At 65.3% G+C, this 15,124-nt stretch carries 15 protein-coding genes; 6 read left to right on the forward strand and 9 right to left on the reverse strand.

Annotation, left to right across the window (positions count from 1 at the left end):
* Window positions 1-41: 41 nt before the first annotated feature.
* The 6 genes from accC to NLM25_RS22040 all read right to left on the reverse strand — a co-directional run bounded on the left by accC (window position 42) and on the right by NLM25_RS22040 (window position 6,031).
* Window positions 42-1,397, reverse strand: coding sequence for an acetyl-CoA carboxylase biotin carboxylase subunit (accC, locus tag NLM25_RS22015; protein ID WP_254118981.1), 1,356 nt, complete (start codon window positions 1,395-1,397; stop codon window positions 42-44).
* A 79-nt stretch (window positions 1,398-1,476) separates the two neighbouring features.
* The gene (gene accB / locus NLM25_RS22020) at window positions 1,477-1,971 is read right to left on the reverse strand and encodes an acetyl-CoA carboxylase biotin carboxyl carrier protein (RefSeq protein WP_254118983.1); all 495 of its coding nucleotides are present in this window, start codon (window positions 1,969-1,971) and stop codon (window positions 1,477-1,479) included.
* Between the two features lie 37 nt (window positions 1,972-2,008).
* Window positions 2,009-2,476, reverse strand: a complete 468-nt coding sequence (gene aroQ, locus NLM25_RS22025; protein WP_254138365.1) for a type II 3-dehydroquinate dehydratase — start codon at window positions 2,474-2,476, stop codon at window positions 2,009-2,011.
* A 262-nt stretch (window positions 2,477-2,738) separates the two neighbouring features.
* Window positions 2,739-3,539 carry a DUF1236 domain-containing protein gene (locus NLM25_RS22030; protein WP_254138366.1) on the reverse strand — a complete coding sequence of 267 codons (801 nt, stop codon included), beginning with the start codon at window positions 3,537-3,539 and terminating at the stop codon, window positions 2,739-2,741.
* Window positions 3,540-3,744: 205 nt separating this feature from the next.
* Window positions 3,745-4,512, reverse strand: coding sequence for a DsbA family protein (locus NLM25_RS22035; protein ID WP_254138367.1), 768 nt, complete (start codon window positions 4,510-4,512; stop codon window positions 3,745-3,747).
* Between the two features lie 115 nt (window positions 4,513-4,627).
* On the reverse strand, window positions 4,628-6,031 hold the full coding sequence (locus tag NLM25_RS22040) for a M48 family metalloprotease (RefSeq protein WP_254138368.1): 1,404 nt from the start codon (window positions 6,029-6,031) through the stop codon (window positions 4,628-4,630).
* A gap of 220 nt (window positions 6,032-6,251) precedes the next feature.
* On the opposite strand from NLM25_RS22040, the gene NLM25_RS22045 reads away from it, so the two are divergent.
* From NLM25_RS22045 to NLM25_RS22055, 3 genes are all read left to right on the forward strand, one after another.
* Entirely contained in the window at window positions 6,252-7,439 is a 1,188-nt protein-coding gene (locus NLM25_RS22045) for a pyridoxal phosphate-dependent aminotransferase (protein ID WP_254138369.1), read from the forward strand.
* A gap of 90 nt (window positions 7,440-7,529) precedes the next feature.
* Window positions 7,530-8,087 carry a biotin transporter BioY gene (locus NLM25_RS22050; protein WP_254141237.1) on the forward strand — a complete coding sequence of 186 codons (558 nt, stop codon included), beginning with the start codon at window positions 7,530-7,532 and terminating at the stop codon, window positions 8,085-8,087.
* Between the two features lie 83 nt (window positions 8,088-8,170).
* A complete protein-coding gene (locus NLM25_RS22055) occupies window positions 8,171-9,505 on the forward strand; it encodes a dicarboxylate/amino acid:cation symporter (RefSeq protein WP_254118993.1) in 1,335 nt (444 codons plus the stop codon).
* A gap of 33 nt (window positions 9,506-9,538) precedes the next feature.
* On the opposite strand, the gene NLM25_RS22060 is transcribed toward NLM25_RS22055, so the two are convergent.
* Window positions 9,539-10,423 (reverse strand): SDR family oxidoreductase, encoded by an 885-nt coding sequence (locus NLM25_RS22060; protein WP_254138370.1) that lies wholly within the window; start codon window positions 10,421-10,423, stop codon window positions 9,539-9,541.
* 104 nt (window positions 10,424-10,527) lie between these two features.
* On the opposite strand from NLM25_RS22060, the gene NLM25_RS22065 reads away from it, so the two are divergent.
* Both NLM25_RS22065 and NLM25_RS22070 read left to right on the forward strand, forming a co-directional pair.
* Entirely contained in the window at window positions 10,528-11,364 is an 837-nt protein-coding gene (locus NLM25_RS22065; RefSeq protein ID WP_254138371.1) for a helix-turn-helix transcriptional regulator, read from the forward strand.
* A gap of 56 nt (window positions 11,365-11,420) precedes the next feature.
* Window positions 11,421-13,508 (forward strand): tetratricopeptide repeat protein, encoded by a 2,088-nt coding sequence (locus NLM25_RS22070; RefSeq protein ID WP_254138372.1) that lies wholly within the window; start codon window positions 11,421-11,423, stop codon window positions 13,506-13,508.
* Between the two features lie 57 nt (window positions 13,509-13,565).
* Here the strand turns inward: NLM25_RS22070 and NLM25_RS22075 are convergent, their stop codons facing one another.
* A complete protein-coding gene (locus NLM25_RS22075; RefSeq protein WP_254141238.1) occupies window positions 13,566-14,315 on the reverse strand; it encodes a LysR substrate-binding domain-containing protein in 750 nt (249 codons plus the stop codon).
* Window positions 14,221-14,493, reverse strand: a complete 273-nt coding sequence (locus NLM25_RS22080; RefSeq protein ID WP_254138373.1) for a LysR family transcriptional regulator — start codon at window positions 14,491-14,493, stop codon at window positions 14,221-14,223. The genes NLM25_RS22075 and NLM25_RS22080 overlap by 95 nt, the downstream gene beginning before the upstream one ends.
* 83 nt (window positions 14,494-14,576) lie before the next feature.
* Between NLM25_RS22080 and NLM25_RS22085 the strand changes: the two genes are divergently transcribed.
* Window positions 14,577-15,086, forward strand: coding sequence for an SRPBCC domain-containing protein (locus tag NLM25_RS22085; RefSeq protein WP_254138374.1), 510 nt, complete (start codon window positions 14,577-14,579; stop codon window positions 15,084-15,086).
* Window positions 15,087-15,124: the final 38 nt, after the last annotated feature.

Here is a 15,124-nt window from a genome sequence, read left to right on the forward strand (position 1 = left end):
AGAACGCGATGGGGCCCAAAGGGTTCCACGGGAATGGAGGATTATCCCTGGGCCGGTTCCTTGCCGGCGAGGTACTGTTCCAGCCAGTGGATGTGATAGTCGCCGTCGATGATCGAGGGTTGGCGCACCAGGTCGCGGAACAGCGGCAGCGTGGTCTCGATGCCCTCGACCACCATTTCGTCCAGCGCCCGGCGCAGCCGCATCAGGCATTCGCTGCGGGTCTTGCCGTGCACGATCAGCTTGCCGACCAGGGAGTCGTAATAGGGCGGGATGGTGTAGCCCTGATAGACCGCAGAATCGATGCGGACACCGAGGCCGCCGGGCGGGTGATATTGCGTGATGCGGCCGGGCGAGGGGCGGAAAGTCTGCGGGTTCTCGGCGTTGATCCGGCACTCGATGGCGTGGCCGATGATCTGCACCTCGCTCTGCTTCGCCGGCAATTCGCCGCCGGCGGCGATGCGGATCTGCTCCAGCACGAGGTCGATGTCGGTGATGCTCTCGGTGACGGGATGCTCGACCTGGATGCGGGTGTTCATCTCGATGAAGTAGAACTCGCCGTCCTCGAACAGGAATTCGATGGTGCCGACGCCGAGATATTTCATCTCGCGCATCGCCTTGGCGCAGGTTTCGCCGATCTTGGCGCGTGCAGCCGCGGAGAGGACGGGCGAGGGACCTTCCTCCCAGACCTTCTGGTGTCGGCGTTGCAGCGAGCAGTCGCGCTCGCCGAGATGGATCGCGCCGCCGCGGCCGTCGCCGAGGATCTGGATCTCGATGTGGCGCGGCTTCTGCAGGTATTTTTCGAGATAGACGGACGCGTCACCGAAGGCGGATTTGGCTTCGTTGGCCGCCGTCGACAGCGCCACCTGGAGATCGGCCTCGCTGTGCGCGACCTTCATGCCGCGGCCGCCACCGCCGGCCGCTGCCTTCACCAGCACGGGGAAGCCGATCTTCTTCGCGATCGCCATCGCGTCGTCCTCGGGGCCGACCGCGCCGTCGGAGCCGGGCACCACGGGAATGCCGAGCTTCTTCGCCGTCTTCTTGGCCTCGATCTTGTCGCCCATCAGGCGGATGTGCTCGGCCTTGGGGCCGATGAAATGCAGATTGTGCTCGGAGAGGATTTCGGCGAAACGCGCGTTCTCCGAGAGGAAGCCGTAGCCGGGATGCACGGCATCCGCGCCGGTGATCTCGCAGGCCGCGAGCAGGGCGGGCACGTTGAGATAGCTGTCCTTGGACGGCGGCGGGCCGATGCAAACGCTCTCGTCCGACAGGCGCACATGCATGGCGTCGGCGTCTGCCGTGGAGTGCACGGCGACGGTGGCGATCCCGAGCTCCTTGCAGGCGCGCAGGATGCGGAGGGCGATCTCGCCGCGATTGGCTATGAGGATCTTGTCGAACATGGTGCCTCGGGGCGAATAGGGAATAGCGAGCGGCGAATCGGGAGGAGTAACTATTCGCTACTCGCTATTCGCCACTCCCTCACTCAATGATCACCAGCGGCTCGCCGTACTCGACCGGCTGGCCGTCCTCGACCAGGATCTGCGTCACCGTGCCGGCGCGCGGCGAGGGGATCTGGTTCATGGTCTTCATCGCTTCGATGATCAGGAGCGTCTGGCCGACCGAGACCTTGCTGCCGACCTCGATGAACGGCTTGGCGCCGGGCTCCGGCGCCCAATAGGCGGTGCCGACCATCGGCGAGGTCACCGCGCCGGGATGCTTCGACAGGTCGGCCGCGGCAGCGGCAGGCGCGGCGGCAGCTGCTGCCGCCGGCAGGACGGCGGGGGCGGCCGCCATCTGCATCGGCATAGTCGCAGCGACACTGATGTTGCGGGCGACGCGCAGGCGCAGGCCGGCACGTTCGATCTCGATCTCGGTGAGGCTGGTCTCATCGAGCAGCAGGGCGAGCTCGCGGACGAGCGCGGAATCCTCGCTGGAAAACTTTGCGGCTGCTTTGTCGTCTGGCTGGCGCGCCATGTTCTTTGATCCGAATGTTCTGGGTGATGAGGGAGCGTCAGGCTTTGGGCTTGATGCCGAGCTTGGCGGCAAGGCCCTGGATGGCGAGGCGGTAGCCCTCGATGCCGAAACCGCAGAGCGAGGCGAACGCCGCGCGCGCGGTGTAGGAATGGTGACGGAAACTCTCGCGGGCGTGGATGTTGGTCACGTGCACTTCGACCGTCGGGATCTGCACCGCGAGCAGCGCGTCGTGCAGCGCGATCGAGGTGTGCGAATAGCCGCCGGCATTGATGATGATGCCCTTCATCTTGCGGGCGTGCGCCTCGTGGATGAAGTCGATCAGCTCGCCTTCGCGGTTGGACTGCCGGCAGTCGGCCTTGAGGCCGTACGCCGCCGCCGCCTCCCGGCACAGCGCCTCGACGTCGGCCAGGGTCGCGTGACCATACTTCTCGGGCTCGCGCGTCCCCAACATGTTGAGGTTCGGCCCGTTGAGGACGAGGATCGTGTCGGTTGCTGGTTCGGCCATTCCAATCCCGCAAGAGGTGCTTCGGCGTGGCGGGGGTTATAGGTAACAAAGCGCGTGAGGGGAAGCCTTGAAGGGCCTCCCGGGCCGCTTCAAGCACCTCATCCGGGGTGCAAAAACCTGTGCGGAAGCTACGGAAATTGCTTGTTAACCAGTCCAAAGCATGGCTGCCGCAGAGGCGGAGGGCACGGTCCCCCGGTCGGCCGAAAGCCCCCGCCGATCTCTCGGCAGGGGCTCACGTGAGACGGTAGGTCAGCGAAGCCGCTTACCCCTCGATGATGTAGACGATCTCGCGCGTCTGCGGACGGACGATCACATACTGGCCGCGGACGAAGATCACTTCATATCCACGCCACTGCGGGTAGATCTCGACGATCCGGGGCGGCAGCGGGTGGAAGTGGACGGACGCCGGGATCGCGGTGCCGACCGCGATGTTGAAGTTGACGTTGGTGGTCTCCTCGATCTTGGTCGACTTGATCGCGGTCGAGATTTCAGTCCGCTTCTCGGCGGGCGGTGCGGCTGCGGTGGCCGAAGCGTTGCCGGTCGTGGTCTGCGACTTCGTGTCGGTGGTGGCCGGACGGTTCTCGGCGTTGTTGCTCTTGGCAGCGCCGCCGGCCTTGTTGTCCTCGGCCTTCATGTCCTTGGTGCCGGACTTGGTGGAGTCAGACTTGGTCGAGTCCGAGCTCATGCTCTTCGACTTGTCTTGGGCACCCTGGGCGCGTTCGCCCTTCGCGCCGGCCTTCTCGTCAGTCGCGTTCTTGTTCATCGTGCCGGAGCCGGACTTCTCCATCCCGCCGGACTTCTCCATCGCACCGGACTTCTCAGCGGCGCCGGATTTCTCCATCGCGCCGCCAGCCTGGCCGACGGTGCCCTTCTCGGGAGCCGCGGATTCGCGGCCCATCGAACCGCCGCGCTCAGCCGCGCCGCCTGACGGCTGCGAGTGCTGCATCTGCGCGCCACCGGCGCTGCCGCCGCTGTCGCGGCCCATGTTGCCTTGTGCGTTCGCCAGACCGGTACCCGCCAGAAGCGCGACTGCGGCAACCGAGATCATAAAGCGGTTAGACATCTAGGTTCTCCTCACGTGTTTATTTGCGTCATTGCCCGCGCCGACAACGAAAGGAGATTTGAGTTGTTCCGGAACATCGGGGGTTCCGGGGCATTTGTTTCTTAAACGCGAGATGAACGCACGCGCCGGATTCGCGCCGATATTCGGCAAACGAAAAAGGCCGGCTTTTCAGCCGGCCTCTTCGCGTGCGTGAGTTGCGAGATGATCAGCAGGTCGCCTTGCCACAACGGGCAACGCCGATCTTTTCCTTGAGGGCTTCGAGGCCGACGGCGCCGACGACGATCTGCTTGCCGATCACGTAGCTCGGCGTGCCGTTCATGCCCATCGCCTCGGCGAGCTTGAAGTTCTCCTCGATGGTGGCGCGCACCTCGGGGCTGGCGATGTCCTTCTCGATCTTGGTGGTGTCGAGGCCGGCTTCCTTGGCCGCCTGCATCGCGCGCGCCTTGTCGGCGGCGCCGCGGCCGCTGAGCAGCTTCTGGTGGAAGTCGAGATATTTCTTGCCGGAGGGATCCTGCATGCGCACGGCCACCGCGACCTGGGCGGCTTCGACCGAGCCCTGGCTCAGCACCGGAAATTCCTTCAGCACGACCTTCAGCTTCGGATCGCCCTTCATCAGGTTGAGCATGTCGTCCATCGCGCGCTTGCAGTAGCCGCAATTGTAATCGAAGAACTCGACGAAGGTGACGTCGCCGTCCTTGTTGCCGAGCACGACCTGGCGCGGCGAGTTGAAGATCGCATCGGAGTTCTGTGCGATGCTGGCTTCGTGCTTCTGCGTTTCGGCCGCGGCCTGGCGCTTGGTGAGCTCGGTCATCGCTTCCTCGAGCACCTCGGGATGGGTGACGAGATAGTTCTTGATGATCGCCTCGATGTCGGTGCGCTGGGCATCGGAGAAGCTGTCGGCCGACGCGGGCGCGGCTGCGCCGAACAGGGCGAGCGCGAACAGCGCGGGAGCAAGCAGGCGCAGCGAAGGCATAGGCAAATCCTCTTGTCGAAAGCTGGTTTCGGAAAACGTCCCGGCGGACTTAAAGCTCGGTGTCGTGACGTCGTGGTGTCAGGCGTCGTCTTGTCGCGTTCGTTGCGTGGTCGATCTAGTTACGCGGCGGCTTGGCCGCCACGATGTCGTCGGCTTTGACCCATCCGGGCGTGCCGACGGCGAAACGGGTTTTCGCGCGCGTGGCGAGCTCGCGGGCGGTCTTGTTGTCGCCGCGCAGATAAGCGGCCTGCGCCGACGCCAGATCCGCTTCGGCATAGTCGCCCTTCCGGCCATAGGCCATCGCGAGCTGCATGTAGCCGAGCGAAGCCTCCGGTTCCCGTGCCACCGCGGCCCGGAGAATCCGAACGGCATCGTCCGTGTAGGCCTTATTATCCGATCCAACCAGTGCCTGCCCAAGTAACATCTCGATGAGGGGCGCGCTGTTCGAAAGCGCGACAGCCTTGCGCAGGGCAGGAATCGCCTCGGCCGGCTTGCCGCCCTCCAGCAGGGCCTGGCCGCGCACCTCGTAAAAATACGGGTTGTTCGGCTGGACCTGGATCAAGGCGTCGATCTGGGCCAGCGCGCTGCGCAAATCGCCGTGCAGATAGGTGCTGATGGCGCGGGCGTAGCGCGCCGGCAGGCTGTCGTTGGTCTGGGGGTAGCGGCGGTAGACCGTCTCCGGCCGCTCCATGAACGCGGAAATCTTGGCGCGCACCATGTCGTGGCGGAGTTGGAGCGCGGGATCGTCCTTCTTGTCCCAATAGGGACTGGAACTGGCGAACTCCTGAAGCGAGGCGACGCGCTCGGCGGGCATCGGGTGCGACTGGAGATAGGGATCGGCGCCGCGGGCAGCGAACAGGCTCTCGCTGGTGAAGCGCTTGAAGGTCTCGTACATGCCTTTCGGCGATTGCTGGGTCGCGGTCAGGAATTTCACGCCGGCGCGGTCGGCATTCTCCTCCTGCTGGCGCTGGTAGGACAATAGCGTACGCCGGATCATCTCCTGCGGGCCGGCGATCGCGGCCGCGCCTGCATTGGCGAGTCCGTTGTTGCCGGCGCTGTTGCTGCCGCGCGTGGTGCCCGCGACCATCGCGCCGGCGCCGAGCAGCATGGCGATGATCATCTGGGTCTGGGCGTTGGCGAGCTGTTCGCGCAGCTTGGACAGATGGCCGCCGGCCAGATGCCCGGTCTCGTGCGCGAGCACTCCGATGATCTGGTTGGGCGTGTCCGACTGGAGGATCGCGCCGTAATTGACGAAGATGCGGCGGCCGTCCGCGACGAACGCGTTGAACGAGCCGTCGTTGATGATCACCATCTGGATGTTCTGCTTCTCCAGACCGGCGACGCGCAGGATCGGGCGGGTATATTCGCGCAGCAGCTGCTCGGTCTCGGTGTCGCGCAGCACCGGCGGCCCCTTGGCCTGCGCATGCGCGGCCGGCATCGGCAACAGCGCGATCGCCGCGGCCGTGACGAGGGCGGTGAGGGCGGAGGCCTTCTTGCGCAATGCGATCTGGAGCAACATCAGGCGGTCTGGGTCAAATGGTCTCGACAAACGGTCTTGGGCAACGGTCTTGGGCAAGCAGTTTCGTGATTGGTTTTTGGCGATTGGCGGCGGACCGGATACGCGATATGCCCTTGTAAGCCATACCCCTTATGAGCCGTACAATGCGGCCAGTCTGGGGCGCAAGAGCCCCGTTTCCCGGACCGGATCGACCGGTTCGCCAGCGAAATAGCAGAAATCGATGCACGATGCGACATTGAGGAACCGGTTAGGGCAGTGGCTCGAGCCCTCCCGCCGCAGCGATGTTCCCCCGTTCATGGTGATGGACGTGATGGCCGCCGCGGCCCGAATCGAGGCGGCAGGCGGCCACGTCATCCACATGGAGGTCGGACAGCCCGCAACCGGCGCCCCGAAGACCGCGATTGCGGCCGCCCATGCGGCGCTCGAGGCCGGGCGGATCGACTACACCTCCGCGCTCGGCATCCCCTCATTGCGCGAACGCATCGCGCGCCATTATCGCGATGCCTATGGCTGTGATGTCAGCCCCGAGCGGATCGTGGTGACGACGGGCTCCTCCGGCGGCTTCATCCTGGCCTTCCTGTCGATGTTCGAGCCCGGCGACCGCGTCGCCGTGACCGTGCCTGGCTATCCGCCATACCGTCATATCCTCACCGCGCTCGGCTGCGAGCCGGTGCTGATCGAGACCACGAACGAGACGCGCCATGCGCTGACCGGCGAGGCGTTGCTGGCGGCGCATCGCAAGGCGCCGCTGAAGGGTGCGCTGGTCGGGAGCCCCGCCAATCCGACGGGAACGATGATGTCCCGCGAGGCGCTCGCCGGGTTGATCGCGGCGGCGGAAGACGCCGGCATTCGCTTCATCTCGGACGAGATCTATCACGGGCTCGACTACGCCTTTCCGGCGGTGACGGCGGCCTCGCTCTCCGAGCACGCACTCGTGATCAACTCGTTCTCGAAATATTTTTGCATGACGGGCTGGCGCGTCGGCTGGATGGTCGTGCCTGACATCCTGGTGCGGCCGATCGAGCGGCTGCAGCAGAACCTGTCGATCTCGGTGCCTTCGCTGTCGCAGATCGCAGCCGAAGCCGCCTTCGACGGCGCGGCCGAGATGGAGGAGATCAAGCACGGCTATCAGGAAAACCGGCGCATCCTGATCGAGGGATTGCCCAAGGCGGGCCTCAGCAAGTTCCTGCCGGCCGACGGCGCATTTTATCTCTATGCTGACGTGTCGGACTTCACCTCCGACAGTTTCGAGTTCGCCAAACAGATGCTGGAGCAGGCCCACGTTGCGGCGACGCCCGGCCTCGATTTCGATCCCATCCATGGCCGTTCGTTCATACGGCTCTCCTATGCTCGCTCGGCAGAGGAGATGCGGGAGGCAGTTGACCGGATCGCTCACTGGCTTAAATAGCCGCCAGTTTTCGACAGCCTTCCGGAGTGCAACTTGTCTGACCGTTCCCTTACGTCCGCCGCCACGCAGCATTATCCTCTCGCCGCATTGATGTGGCCGACCCGTTCCGGCGAAACCGTAGGCAGCCTTCGCGCCGTCGTGCTGATCGCGCTCGGCACCGCGTTGATGGCGCTATCAGCCAAGGTGAACCTGCCGCTGCCTTACGTGCCCATGACGTTGCAGACGCTGGTCGTGCTGATGATCGGCGCCGCCTATGGCTGGCGCCTTGGCAGCGCAACCATGATCGCCTACCTCGCCGAAGGCGCGATGGGCCTGCCGGTATTCGCCGGCCCGGTCGGTGGAATTGCACCGCTGGTCGGCCCGACCGCGGGCTATCTGTTCGGCTTCATTGGCGCCGCCTTCGTCACCGGGTGGCTTGCCGAACGCGGCTGGGATCGCAGCGTGGTGCTGCTGTTTGCGGCAATGGCCGTTGGTCATGTCGTCATTCTGGCCGCCGGCTTCGGCTGGCTCGCCTTCGGCCTTGGCCTCGGCATGTCCAAGGCGTGGCAGGTCGGCCTGATGCCGTTCATCGCGGCGTCGCTGGTGAAGAACGCGCTTGGCGCGACGCTGATGCCGGCGGCCCGCCGGATCGTCGATCGCCGCGGGTAAAGCGCGCAACAACGAGCAGTTCCAATTGACAGAGCCGGCCAAGTTGATCTTGGCTGGCTCTGAGTTTGAGGGGGAGTGAAACAATGACGACCACAACGATGGCGGGGGCGCCGGTCGCGCAGCCCGCAGCAAAGCCGTGGTACAAGGTTCTCTACGTCCAGGTGCTGATCGCCATCGTGCTCGGCGCCATCGTCGGCTGGCTCTGGCCGACGCTCGCGACCAACGAATGGATCAAGGCGCTCGGCGACGGCTTCATCAAGCTGATCAAGATGGTGATCGCCCCGATCATCTTCTGCACCGTCGTCTCGGGTATCGCCCATATCCAGGATGCCAAGAAGGTCGGCCGTATCGGCGTCAAGGCGCTGGTCTATTTCGAGGTCGTCTCGACCTTCGCGCTGGTGATCGGACTCCTGATCGGCAATCTGGTGAAGCCGGGCGCGGGCTTCGGCAGCGCCGCCGCCAACGCACAGGCGGTCGCCAACTACGCCAAGCAGGCCGAAGGCCAGAGGTCGGTCGACTTCGTGCTGCACATCATTCCGGACACCGTCGTCGGCGCCTTCGCGCAAGGCGAGATCCTGCAGGTGCTGCTGTTCTCGGTGCTGTTCGGCTTCGCCCTCATGGGGCTCGGCGAGCGCGGCCACACCATCCGCAGCTTCATCGACGACGCCGCGCATGCGGTGTTCGGCGTCATCTCCATCGTGATGCGCGCGGCGCCGATCGGCGCCTTCGGCGCGATGGCCTACACCATCGGCAAGTTCGGCACCGGGGCGATCCTCAACCTGGTCGGCCTGATCGCGACGTTCTACGTCACCGCAGCGCTGTTCGTGTTCGTCGTGCTCGGCATCATCGCGCGCATGGCGGGGTTCTCCATCTTCAAGTTCCTCGCCTACATCAAGGACGAGCTGCTGATCGTGCTCGGCACCTCGTCCTCGGAAAGCGCGCTGCCCTCCCTGATGGAGAAGCTCGAGCGCCTCGGCTGCTCGAAGTCGGTGGTCGGCCTCGTGGTGCCCACGGGTTATTCGTTCAATCTCGACGGCACCAACATCTACATGACGCTGGCGACGCTGTTCATCGCGCAGGCGCTGGGCTTCGATCTCTCCTTCGGCCAGCAGCTCACCATTCTGGTGGTGGCGATGCTGACCTCGAAGGGCGCCTCCGGCATCACCGGCGCGGGCTTCATCACGCTGGCGGCGACGCTCGCGGTGGTCGATCCGCGCCTCGTGCCGGGCATGGCGATCGTGCTCGGCATCGACAAGTTCATGAGCGAGTGCCGTGCGCTGACCAATCTGTGCGGCAACGGCGTTGCTTGCGTGATCGTCGCCTGGTGGGAAGGCGAGCTCGACCGCGATAAGCTCAACGCCAACCTCGCCAGGCAGATCGATCCGACGGACATGGAAACCGCTGTCACGACGGACTGATCTGCAAGCTGCGACCGGCGGCGCAACGCGCCGTCAGGCTTTGAAATAGTAGGGCTGGTCGAGGTCCTCGATCAGCCCTTTTTCTTTGGGCTCCCAGCCGAGCAAAGCGCGCGTCTTCGTGCTCGAGGTCGGGACGTCGATGGCGGCAAATCGCGCGAACCAGCCGAAATGCTCCTCGGCTTCATCCGTGGATTTCGAGACCACGGGCACGCCGAGCCTTTTGCCGATCACCTCGGCAATCGCCCTGAACGGAACGCCTTCCTCGGCGATCGCGTGATAGTGCTTTGCGGTGGCGCCTTGCTCCAAGGCGAGTCGGTAGACGCGTGCGGCGTCGGTGCGGTGCGCGGCCGGCCAGCGGTTCATGCCGTCGCCGACATAGGCCGCCACGCCTTTCGCGCGCGCAAGATTGATGAGGATCGGAACGAAGCCGTGATCGCCTTCGCCATGGGTGGACGGCGGAAGCCGAACCGCGGCAGCGCGCACGCCGCGTTCGATCAACGACAGCGCGGTCGATTCCGAAACACGGGGAAAGTGGTGCGAAGCGACATCGTCCTCGGTCGCGAGCCGTCCCGGAGCGAGCAGCGCCACACCGGAGGTGACGATCAAGGGGCGGTCGGAGCCTGCGAGCTCCTCGCCCATGGCGAGGATCGCCCGCCGGTCGAGCTCGCAATTGTCCAGGAATTTCGAGAAATCGTGGTTGAAGCCGAGGTGAAGCACGCCGTCGGAGGCGGCCGCGCCGCTGCGCAATGACGCATGATCTTCGAGCGATCCACGATGGACCGCGGCCCCCATTGCAATGAGCGCTGCAGCGCCTGCGTCGGAGCGGGCGAGGCCGAGCACGTGATGGCCGGCGGCGACCAGGTCGCGAACGACGGCGGAGCCGACGAAGCCGGTGGCGCCAGTGACGAATACACGCATGAGCAATCTCCAGGGATTGGCGGAGGGGGTTGGTGGAGACGACCATCTGCGCTAGGATTATCCGGGTAAAGTAGTGATCGTATCAGGGTATAATAGCTAACAGCATGAGCGAGATCGCCTCGGTCGAAAACCTGCTCGGTACCTATCTGAAGGACCGCCGCACCCGGCTCGACGCCGCCGCGTTCGGCCTCAGTGGCAGCCGCAGGCGCACGCCCGGACTGCGCCGCGAGGAGGTGGCCCAGCGCGCCAACATCAGCCCGACCTGGTACACGTGGCTGGAGCAGGGCCGCGGCGGCGCGCCGTCGGCCGACGTGCTCGACCGCATCGCCCGCGCACTGATGCTGACCGATGTCGAGCGCGAGCATCTGTTCCTGATCGGCCTCGGCCGTCCGCCTGAGGTGCGTTACCAGGCGACAGAGGGCGTCTCGCCACGACTGCAACGCGTGCTCGATGCGCTCGAATTCAGCCCGGCCTTGGTGCGCACCGCGACCTGGGACGTCGTCGCCTGGAATCGCGCCGCCAGCGCCGTGTTGACCGACTACGGCGCGATCCCGCCGGGACAGCGCAATATCCTGCGCTTCATCTTCTGCGATCCGCGCGTGCGCGCCGCGCAATATGACTGGGACAGCGTGGCGCGCTTCGTGGTGGCGGCGTTCCGGGCCGATGCCGCGCGCGCAGGCGCCGTCTCGCATGTCGCCGATTTCGTCGACGAGCTTTGCCGGACCAGTCCGGAATTCGCGGCACTCTGGCGCGACAATGACGTGCGCCATCATGGCGACGGCACCAAGCGGCTGCGGCACCCCGTTCACGGCACCATGTCGTTCGAATATTCGAGCTTCAATGTCGAGGGTCGCTCCGATCTCAGCATGATCGTCTACAATCCGGCGACGCCTGAAGATGCCGACCGTATCAGGAAGCTGCTGGCCGACCGCGCCGACTGACGGAATTCGTCACCTCGTCCGTTTAACCCGCATCGGACTTCGAAGGGGCGGGCGGCATGGTGGGCGAGGCGGCTGTGAATCGGATTGTTTTGCGGGCGGCAGAGCATTTTGCGGCCGGGCACGCGGACCGGGCGGATGCACTCTGCGCGGAAGTGCTGAGGGCAGAGCCGGATCATGTGCCCGCGCTGCATCTGGCGGCCGTGGCCGCCTTCGTCACCGATCGCGCGGCCGACGGCGCCGCGCTGCTCGGCCGCGTGTTCAAGATCGACACGGAGTACGCACCGGCACTCGTCACGCTCGGCGATGCGCTTGCCGTGAAGGGTGAGCAGGAGGGCGCCGTGGCGGCGTTCCGGCGCGCGCTGGTCCGGCGTCCAGATGATGCCGGCCTGCACAACAAGCTCGGCGTGGCGCTCGGCGAGCTCGCCCGCTTCGACGAGGCCGAAGCCGCCTACCGCCGCGCGCTCGAGCTCGACGCACATCTCACGCGGGCCTGCTTCAACCTCGCCGGCGTGCTCGCGGAGCAAGGGCGGCTGACTGAAGCGGAGGAGGCGTATCGCGCCGTGATCGCGCGGGAGCCTGGTTATCGCGGCGTCTGGCTCAATCTCGGCAATCTCCTCATGGACCAGGCGAGGCTCGGCGACGCCGAGGCTGCCTATCGCCGCGCCCTCGATGCCGATCCTGACGATCCCGGGCTGCTCGGCAATCTCGGCGCCGTGCTCTATCGTCAAGGATTGCTCGAAGACGCCATCGTCCAGTACCGCCGCGTCATCGCGCTCGCAGCGGACAATGCCCCGGCGCTGCGTCTGCTTGGTCTCGTCCTGCACGAGGCCGGCCATTTGCACGAGGCTGCGGAGATCTACCGGCGGACCTTTGCGCTTGATGCGTCGGACCATGTCATCGCCAGCAATCTCGGTGCCTGTCTGTCCGAGCTCGGCGCATGGGACGAGGCGATTGCCGCCTGCGAGCACGCGCTGCTGCTCAAGCCGGATCACGCGCCGGCCTGGACCAATCTCGGCATCGTCTTCGAAAAGCAGGAGCGTGCGGACGACGCGGTCGCCGCGCATCGCTGCGCGGTCGTGGCCGATCCAGCCTATGCCAAGGGCCATGCCAATCTCGCGGTCGCGCTGCGCAATGCCGGGGAGATCGACGCGGCGCTGGCGGTCTCGCACCGCGCGATCGCGCTCGACCCGGAGCAGCCGCTCGCCCAGTACAACCACGCGCATTTCCTGCTGATGAACGGCGACTTCGTGAACGGGTTCGAGGCCTATCAATGGCGGCGTAAATGCAAGACGCTGTCGGACGGCGATCCCTCGTTCATCGAGCCGGAATGGCAGGGCGAGCCCCTGAACGGCCGAACGCTGCTGCTGTTCGCCGAATACGGTCTCGGCGATGCCCTGCATTTCGTGCGCTACCTGCCGATGGTGACAGCAAGCGGCGGCAAGATCATCCTGCAGGTTCAGCCCGCGCTCGCCTCACTGCTGCGGCAGCTCCCCGATGTCACGGTGTTCGCGCGCGGTGAAGCGCTGCCGCCGTTCGACCTGCAACTGCCGCTGATGAGCTTGCCGCGGATTTTTGGCACGACGCTCGACACCATCCCGGCCGATGTGCCGTATCTGCATCCCGATCCCGCAAAACAGTCGCGTTGGCGTGCGGCGCTCGCGGAGGTGATGGCGTTGAAGGTCGGCGTGGTCTGGGCCGGCAACGCCAGGCACAAGGGCGACCGGCAGCGCTCGCTGTCGGCTGCGGCCGTGCTGCCGCGTCTCGTGATGCCCGGCGTGCAGCTCTACAGCCTGCAAAAGGAGCCGCGTCCCGAAGATGCTCCGGTGCTGGCGGCGCTGGGGGACGATGTCATCGATCTTGCGCCGGCGCTCGGCGATTTCGCCGATACCGCCGCGGCGGTCGCGGCGCTCGATCTCGTCATCGCCGTCGACACATCGGTTGCCCATCTCGCCGGTGCGCTGGGACGTCCGGTGTGGATGCTGACACCTTACGCGCTCGACTGGCGCTGGCTGCGCGAGCGCGAGGATAGTCCCTGGTATCCGACCATGCGGCTGTTCCGTCAGCGCGCCCCGCGCGAATGGGACGACCCGCTGCTGCGTGTGTCGGCGGCGCTCGCCGTGCTTGCGGCGAGCGCCGAAGGCTAAATGAAGGCGCTGGTCCAACACGCGGTACGCTGACATCCTTGGGAAGCCGTCCCGCATTCAACCTGTGCCGTCGCTCCCCTCCGTCTCGTGCAGGCAGGTCTCGAACATCAATGCGCGAGCCCAACGCTGTCCGGCGTCGTGGTGCGTCCGGGCATGCCAGGCCGCCGACTTCGTGAACCCCTCAATCGGGATCGGAGGGGCAAACAGGGCCAGTCCTTCGTTGCCGCGAATAAGCCGTCGCGGAACGACTGCGATCAGATCGCTCGTTCGCAAGATTTCCGGCAGCACCAGAAAGCTCGCGACAGACAGTGTGATGCGCCGTTCGCGGCCGATCTTGGCAAGTGCAACGTCCGTGACGCCGCGAAAGGTCTCGCCCGCATATGACATGAGGGCGTGGTCGAGGGCGCAGAAGCGGTCGAGCGTGAGTTCGCCGCTTGCGGCATCGGGATGATCCTGACGAAGTGCGCAGACATATTGCTCGTCGAACAGCCTGCGCATGTGCAGATCGGGTGGTGTCGTTTCCGGCGTGAGCAAGGCCAGGTCGGTCTCGCCACGCTCCAATTGACCATACACCTGACCGTCTTCGATCGGGCGCACGGCAACCCGGATACCGGGCGCTCGGGGGCGCAGCGCTTCGAGAAACGGGACAACAACCGCACGAAGTGCGTAATCCGTCGCAGCGATGCTCAGGGTAAAGCTCGCGTGCGCTGGATCAAAAAGCGGAGGTTGCAACAATGCCTCGAACTCGCCGAGCAACCGCTTTACAGGGGCGGCAAGTTCCAGCGGCGCGGGCCGTCGGCACGACACCGCGCTGGGCTCGGACAAACAGGGGGTCGCCGAAAACATCTCTCAGCCTGGTCAACATGCCGCTGACGGCGGGTTGGCTCAGTGCCAGACGTTCTCCCGCCCGAGTGACGCTTCGCTCGTCGAGCAGCGCATCAAGGGCCTTGAGCAGGTTCAGGTCCACGGTTCTGATATCAGCCATGGCGATATATTAGATCAGAACTCGCGATTGGACTAATATCTGAGCGGGCAGCAGGGTGACTCCGCATCAGCGGAGATCCCACCATGCATGAAATCATCTGGCCGGAGGGCTACATCCCCGGCCTCACCGAGAATTTTTGCTCAAACGAAGTCATCGTTGCGGGTCTCAGTGCCTCCGATATCTGGCCGCTCTTGAGCCGGGCGACGCTCTGGCCGACCTACTACGACAACTCCGCGAATGTGCGCTTTCATGACGGCAAAGGTCCCGAGCTGGCCAAGGACGCGCGGTTCTATTTCGAGACTTTTGGTTTTCCCGTCGAAGCCCAGGTTGTCGAATACGTCGCTCCGGTCGGTGGCGACCCCGGCCGCGTTGCATGGCACGGCTGGGCCGGGGAGGGCGATACACGATTAGACGTGCATCACGCCTGGCTCGTCGAAGATCTGTCCGAAGGCCGGGTCCGCATCCTCACGCAGGAAACCCAGAAAGGGAAGCCGGCGATCGATCTGGCGAATGCCAAGCCCAATCCCATGATCAACGGCCATCAAGACTGGCTGAATGGCCTTGTGGCAGCGGCCAGGAAGACGGCGCGCTGAGCTGATGTGCCTTCCGCGGGGGCCGCACGTGGCGGCGC

It is taken from the genome of Bradyrhizobium sp. CCGB01, assembly GCF_024199795.1.
Classification (GTDB): domain Bacteria; phylum Pseudomonadota; class Alphaproteobacteria; order Rhizobiales; family Xanthobacteraceae; genus Bradyrhizobium.